This window comes from Streptomyces mesophilus, from assembly GCF_011044995.1.
In the GTDB taxonomy this organism is placed as follows: domain Bacteria; phylum Actinomycetota; class Actinomycetes; order Streptomycetales; family Streptomycetaceae; genus Streptomyces; species Streptomyces mesophilus.
This window is the reverse complement of sequence record NZ_JAAKZW010000088.1, coordinates 23,607-30,243: the sequence shown is the minus strand read 5'-3', so window position 1 is coordinate 30,243 and position 6,637 is coordinate 23,607. Positions and strand designations below refer to the sequence as shown.

Below are 6,637 nucleotides of genomic sequence, written 5' to 3'. Positions count from 1 at the left end.
GCCCGAACCCGCCGCCCGGCCCTCAAGCGCCCGCACTCACCAGCGCCCCGACCGCCTCCGCCGAAAGCCGCGACTTCGACAGGAACCCGAGCACGGGACTCTCCGCGATGAGCTCCTCGAAGTCCTCCTGGGCATGGGTCGAGATCATGATCAGATGGGGCACGATCCCGGAGAGCCGCTCGGCCACCTCGAACCCGCTCTCACCGGCGAGATCGATATCGAGCAGCGCGACGTCGGGCCGCAACTCCCTGGCGTATACGAGCGCATCGTTGCTCGATCCGGCGAGTGCGACCACGCTCGCTCCGCCCCGCTCGAGCAGCACCTTCGCGGCCTCGAGGAAGCGGGCGTTGTCGTCCACGAGGAGACAGCGCATCGCCATACGTCCAGCCTGCCAACGCCGTGGCCCGGACGCTTTCCTGCTAGCCGGAAACCTTGTCGGCGCCGCGCCAACTACCTTGATCGTACGCAGGGTTGGTGTCGGTCCCCGGCGCTAGCATGAGAGCTGCCGGAAGCGCCCGCCATCGGCCGGCGGCGCGCGGAAGGCCGAGTGGCCCGGGGGTGCGCCATGGGAGTGCGCAAGCGGTGGGTGCCGACGGGAAGACCCCTGAAGGCCGTGCCGAGCGGCGGCACGGAGGCGACACGGCCCACCTCGCTCTTCGCCCGCCTCCGCGTGGGGACCAAGCTGCTCCTCCTCGCTCTCCTCCCCGTGGGCGTCCTGCTCACCCTCACCGTCGTCTCCGCCGCGGGCCAGTGGCGGGAGGCCGCCCAGCTGCGGGACTTCGACCGGTCGACCCGGGTGTCGTTCGCCGCGGGAGCGCTCGCCGACGCCCTCGCCCAGGAGCGCCTGGCCACCATGCTCGACGCGCTCCGTCCCGGCCCGCAGGTCGAAGAGCGGCTCGCCGACGCCCGCCGTACCGCTTCCGCCGCACTCGCCGACGCCCGCCGTACCGCCTCCGCCGCACTCGCGGAGGCCGGACGCAGAGCGGACGAGGAAGGCCGCTTCGAGGAGCGGGTGGCGGCGATCGCGACGGACCTGGCCGAGGTGCGCCGAGGTCACGACACCCGGGCCGTCACCGTCGACCATGTGGCGGGCGGCTTCGGCGCCGTGATCCTCGATGTGGTGGAGCTGGTGGCGGCCGTCGAGTCCCGTGAGCCGAGCGCCTTCTCCCGCTCGGTGGCCGGTGCCCATCTGTCGATGATCCAGGCCACCGAGGCCGCCGGCGCCGAGCGCTCCGAGCTGGTCATCCTGTTCGCCGCGCCGCCGGGCGCCCCTTCGCCCACGGCGAGCCGCTGGCCTGCCCTGGAGGAAGCCCGCCTCGACACCTTCCGGCGGACGGCCTCGGAGCCCCTCAAGTCCCGTCTGGAAGAGGTCCTTTCACGTCCCGAGTCCGCTTTCGTACGGGAGGTGCGCGACCAGCTCGCCGCAGGCGGTTCCTGGCGGTACCCCACCGTGGAGCGCTGGGCCGACGCCGCCTCGACCAGGATGGACGCCTTGCGTACGGTCACCCGTGCCGCGGAAGGGGAGCTGCGGGCCTCCGCCGCCGAAGGGGTGAGCGCCGCCGAGACCAGGGCATGGCGCGACCTCGCCCTGTTCCTGCTCCTGCTCGCCGTGGTCACGGCCTTCGCGCTCGCGCTGCGCCGCTCGATCGGCCGCCCGCTCGCCGAAGTGGCCGACGGGGCCCAGGCGTTGGCGGCGGGCGACTTCTCGTACGGCATCCGTCACCACGGCCACGACGAGATCGGCACCGTCGCGGAGAGCTTCCGCGAACTGCGCGGCACCGTCGAGCGGCTGACCGCCGAGGTGCGGGCGATGACGCAGGCCGTCGACGGCGACCGGCTCGACCACCGCGCCGAACCGGCCCAGTTCGAAGGGGCCTGGGCGCAGCTCCTCGAGGGGCTGAACGGCACGATGACCTCCATCGCCCAACTGCACGGCCGCCGCAAGGAGGCCGAGCGCGAGGTGGAGAACCTGTTCACGCTCTCCGCGGACCTGCTGTGCATCGCCGACCTCAAGGGCTACTTCCGCCGGATCAACCCCGCGTTCGAGGAGGTGCTCGGCCACGCGCCCGAAGTGGTGCTCGGCCGGCCGTTCATGGAGCTCGTGCACGAGGAGGACCGTGCGCGCACGCGCGAGGCGCTGGCCCGGCTGGGGGACGGCGAGGAGGTCTTCCGGTTCGAGAACCGCTATCTGCGCGCCGACGGCACCTTCTGCTGGCTGCAGTGGAACGCGCGGTCCATCCCCGAGAAGGGCCTGATCCACGCCGCGGCCCGCGATGTCACCGAGCGGCGCCGGGTGCAGAGCGAGCAGAACGCGCTGCGCCGTGTCGCCACCCTGGTCGCCCAAGGGGTGCCGCCGGAGCGCCTGTTCGGCGAGGTGGCGCGGGAGGTCGGCCGGCTTCTGGAGACGCCGTCCGCCGCGGTCGTACGGTACGGAGCCGACGGCCGGGTCACCACCGTCGGCGACGCGGGCGCCGCACCCCGTGCCCCGCACGAGGAGCCCGCCGTGACGGAGGTGGCCGACACGGGCAAGCCGGTCCGCACGGGCGACGCGGCCGGTGTGCCGATCGTGGTGGACGGCCGCCTGTGGGGCGCCGTCATCGCGACGGCCCGCGGCGGACAGGAGCTGCCGCCGGGCTCCGAGAAGCGCCTTGCCGCGTTCACCGAGCTGATCGTCAGCGCCATCGCCAACGCCGACAGCCGTGCCCAGCTCGCCGCGTCGCGCGCCCGTGTGGTCGCCGCGTCCGACGCGTCACGGCGGCGTATCGAACGCGATCTGCACGACGGCGTACAGCAACGCCTCGTCTCGCTCCAACTGGAACTGCGTACCGCGGAGGCCCTCGCGCCCGCCGGCTCCGACGAACTCCTGGACCGCCTGGCCCACATGGGCCGCGGATTGCAGGACGCCTTCGACGAGTTGCAGCGTCTCTCGCGCGGTATCCACCCGGCCATCCTGTCCAAAGGAGGCCTGGGTCCTGCCCTGCGCGCACTGGCCCGCCGTTCGTCCGTACCCGTCGAACTCGATCTGCGGGTCCCGCGCGCCCGGCTGCCCGAGCCGGTGGAGGTCGCCGCGTACTACGTGGTCTCCGAGGCCCTCGCCAACACCGCCAAACACGCCAACGCCAACGTCGTGACCGTCCAGGTGACCCGCGAGGGCGGGGCCGTGGAACTGGTCATCGCCGACGACGGGGTGGGCGGCGCCGAACCGGCCCGCGGCTCCGGACTCATCGGCCTCGCGGACCGAGTCGAGGCGATCGGCGGCACGCTGCATGTCAACAGCCGTCTGGGGAACGGAACATCCCTGCTCGTACGGCTGCCGGCGCCCGCGGACGATCCCGGGTGCCGACCACCCGGCGACGGCGAGGGGGATCTTGGATGCCGACCGCCCGGCGGACGTGAGGACGATCCTGGGTGCCGACCGCCCGGCGAACGCGAGGGGGAGCCAAGTGGGGGGCCTTGGACTTGAATGCCGCGTTCGCCGTGCGGCGGTCAGCCGGACGGACCGGGACTCCGTCCAGTAGAGGAGCGCGCCGCCGCGCGCTGGATCCGCTTGGCGCGGACCACATCGGGGTCTCTCGGATCGAGACGGTCGCCATGCTCGGTGTGGCAGTCACGGGTCGACCACCGCCGACAGCGCTCGACCCGTGACTGCCGCATGGCTTCCGCCCTCTCGACCCGTACGTACCGGGTTTCTCCCGAGGCCTTCAGCATCGCTCCGGAGCGGCCCGCTGTCGTCATGGCCAGCCCCCAACTCCCTTTCGGGGACGCCCCCATGGACCCTTTACCGCCAGCACCTCCCGGCTCTTCCCGCTAGCAGGAAGAGCCCTGGTCGGGCAGCATGTGCACGGACGGCCCGGCACGGTCTCGTACGCCGCCGACGGAGGGGACTGGCCATGGGAATGTCACAGGGGTGGCAGCAGGGGATGCCGAAGGGACGTGTCGTCCTCGCCGACGACGACGTCCTGCTGCGCGAGGGGCTTGCGAGCCTGTGCGAACGCGTCGGATACGCCGTGGTCGGCCAGGCCGGAGAAGCCGAGACGCTGCTCGCCCTGGTCGCCGAGCACCGTCCCGAGCTCGCGGTCGTCGACATCCGGATGCCGCCGGAGCACTCCACGGAAGGCCTCAGGGCGGCCGCGACCATCCGCGAGAAGTTCCCCGCGACCGGCATCCTCGTCCTCTCGGCGTATGTGGAGGTCGAGGACGCACTCGCCCTGCTCGCCGGCGGCCACGGCATCGGCTATCTCCTCAAGAGCCGGATCACGGATGTCGACGAGTTCCTGGAGACCCTCGACCGGATCTCCAAGGGCGGCTCGGTCGTCGATCCGTCGCTCGTGCAGGAGCTGGTCGCCGCCCAGCGCCGCGACGATCCGCTGTCCCTGCTGAGCGGCCGCGAGCGCGAGGTGCTCGAGCTGATGGCCGAGGGCCGCTCCAACGCCGGTATCGGACGGCGCCTTTGGGTCACCGAGGGCACCGTCGAGAAGCATGTCCGCTCGATCATGAGCAAGCTGCGTCTGCCCGAGGACACCGACGACCACCGCCGCGTCCTCGCGGTCCTCACGTTCCTGGAGTCCCGCTAGATCCGCACAGGCCCGGAGCCCCGGCGGCGGCTGCTCCGGGACGCCCGCCTCGGGCTCTGGCTGTCGGTGGCCGCCAGTAGGGTGGATGCCATGGCCGACCCCTCCAGCTACCGCCCCAAGCCGGGACAGATCCCCGACTCGCCAGGGGTCTACAAATTCCGCGACGAGCACCGCCGAGTGATCTATGTCGGCAAGGCCAAATCCCTGCGCCAACGGCTTGCGAACTACTTCCAGGACCTCGCGAGCCTGCACCCGCGCACCCGCTCGATGGTCACCACGGCCGCCTCCGTCGAGTGGACCGTCGTCGCCACCGAGGTCGAGGCGCTGCAGCTGGAGTACAGCTGGATCAAGGAGTTCGACCCCCGGTTCAACGTCAAGTACCGCGACGACAAGAGCTATCCCTATCTCGCGGTCACGCTCAACGAGGAGTACCCGCGCGTCCAGGTGATGCGCGGCGCCAAGAAGAAGGGCGTGCGCTACTTCGGTCCGTACGGGCATGCCTGGGCCATCCGCGAGACCGTCGACCTGATGCTGCGCGTCTTCCCGGTGCGCACCTGCTCGGCCGGCGTCTTCAAGAACGCGGCCCGCACCGGCCGCCCCTGCCTCCTCGGTTACATCGGCAAGTGCTCGGCCCCTTGCGTCGGCCGCGTCGACGCCGAGGACCACCGCGAACTGGCCGAGGACTTCTGCGACTTCATGGCGGGCCGCACGGGCGCGTACATCCGCAGGCTCGAGAAGGACATGCAGGACGCGGCCGAGGAGATGGAGTACGAGCGGGCCGCCCGGCTGCGCGATGACATCGAGGCGCTCAAGCGCGCCATGGAGAAGAGCGCCGTCGTCCTCGCCGACGCCACCGACGCGGACCTGATCGCCCTCGCGGAGGACGAGCTCGAAGCCGCCGTGCAGATCTTCCATGTACGGGGCGGACGCGTGCGCGGACAGCGCGGCTGGGTCACCGACAAGGTCGAGGCCGTCACCAGCGCCGGCCTCGTCGAGCACGCGCTGCAGCAGTTGTACGGGGAGGAGAGCGGCGACGCCGTTCCCAAGGAGGTCCTCGTGCCGGCCCTGCCCGAGGACGAGGCGGCCGTCACGGCCTGGCTGACCGCCAAGCGGGGCGCCAACGTGAGCCTGCGCATCCCGCAGCGCGGCGACAAGCGGGCCCTCATGGAGACCGTGCACCGCAATGCCCAGCAGTCCCTCGTCCTGCACAAGACCAAGCGGGCCGCCGACCTGACCACCCGCTCCCGTGCCCTGGAGGAGATCGCCGGCGCGCTCGACCTCGACAGCGCTCCGCTGCGTATCGAATGCTTCGACATCTCCCATCTGCAGGGCGATGACGTGGTCGCCTCGATGGTGGTCTTCGAGGACGGGCTCGCCCGCAAGAGCGAGTACCGGCGCTTCCAGATCAAGGGCTTCGAGGGACAGGACGACGTCCGCTCGATGCACGAGGTGATCCACCGTCGCTTCCGGCGCTATCTGGCCGAGAAGGAGAAGACGGGGGAGTGGGCCGAGGACGGGGAGGCCGGAGAGGTGTCGGCCGAGGACGACGGGCGCCCGAAGAAATTCGCGTATCCGCCGCAGCTCGTGGTCGTCGACGGCGGCCAGCCGCAGGTCGCGGCCGCCAAGAAGGCCATGGACGAACTGGGCATCGATGATGTCGCCGTCTGCGGTCTCGCCAAGCGACTGGAAGAGGTCTGGCTGCCGGACGACGACGATCCGGTGGTGCTGCCACGCTCCAGCGAAGGGCTCTATCTTCTTCAGCGGGTGCGCGACGAGGCGCACCGCTTCGCGATCCAGTACCAGCGCAGCAAGCGCAACAAACGGATCAGGTCCAGCCCGCTCGATGACGTACCGGGTCTGGGAGAGGCGCGTAAGCAAGCGCTTATCAAGCACTTCGGTTCGGTGAAAAAGCTGCGATCCGCCACAATTGACCAGATCTGTGAAGTGCCCGGCATAGGGCGCAAGACCGCCGAGACCATTCTCGCGGCCTTCGCCAAGGCGGAACCTGCCGCGCCCGCGGTGAACACCGCGACCGGAGAGATCATGGAATAGACCAGCACACG

At 71.0% G+C, this 6,637-nt stretch carries 4 protein-coding genes; 3 read left to right on the top strand and 1 reads right to left on the bottom strand.

Annotation, left to right across the window (positions count from 1 at the left end):
* Positions 1-22 precede the first annotated feature (22 nt).
* The gene (locus tag G6045_RS20985; protein ID WP_165333570.1) at positions 23-379 is read right to left on the bottom strand and encodes a LytR/AlgR family response regulator transcription factor; all 357 of its coding nucleotides are present in this window, start codon (positions 377-379) and stop codon (positions 23-25) included.
* 186 nt (positions 380-565) lie between these two features.
* On the opposite strand from G6045_RS20985, the gene G6045_RS20980 reads away from it, so the two are divergent.
* The 3 genes from G6045_RS20980 (at position 566) to uvrC (ending at position 6,626) form a co-directional block, all read left to right on the top strand.
* Positions 566-3,463 carry a PAS domain S-box protein gene (locus tag G6045_RS20980; protein WP_165333569.1) on the top strand — a complete coding sequence of 966 codons (2,898 nt, stop codon included), beginning with the start codon at positions 566-568 and terminating at the stop codon, positions 3,461-3,463.
* Between the two features lie 427 nt (positions 3,464-3,890).
* Positions 3,891-4,574: a response regulator gene (locus tag G6045_RS20975; protein ID WP_235968114.1), complete on the top strand. Its 684-nt coding sequence runs from the start codon at positions 3,891-3,893 to the stop codon at positions 4,572-4,574.
* A gap of 90 nt (positions 4,575-4,664) precedes the next feature.
* Entirely contained in the window at positions 4,665-6,626 is a 1,962-nt protein-coding gene (uvrC, locus tag G6045_RS20970) for an excinuclease ABC subunit UvrC (RefSeq protein ID WP_165333568.1), read from the top strand.
* The last annotated feature ends 11 nt before the right edge of the window (positions 6,627-6,637 follow it).

Bases quoted from the DNA above. Each gene is read 5' to 3' on its own strand.
- G6045_RS20985 (WP_165333570.1), bottom strand. From the start codon at position 379: ATGGCGATGCGCTGTCTCCTCGTGGACGACAACGCCCGCTTCCTCGAG.
- G6045_RS20980 (WP_165333569.1), top strand. From the start codon at position 566: ATGGGAGTGCGCAAGCGGTGGGTGCCGACGGGAAGACCCCTGAAGGCC.
- G6045_RS20975 (WP_235968114.1), top strand. From the start codon at position 3,891: ATGGGAATGTCACAGGGGTGGCAGCAGGGGATGCCGAAGGGACGTGTC.
- uvrC (WP_165333568.1), top strand. From the start codon at position 4,665: ATGGCCGACCCCTCCAGCTACCGCCCCAAGCCGGGACAGATCCCCGAC.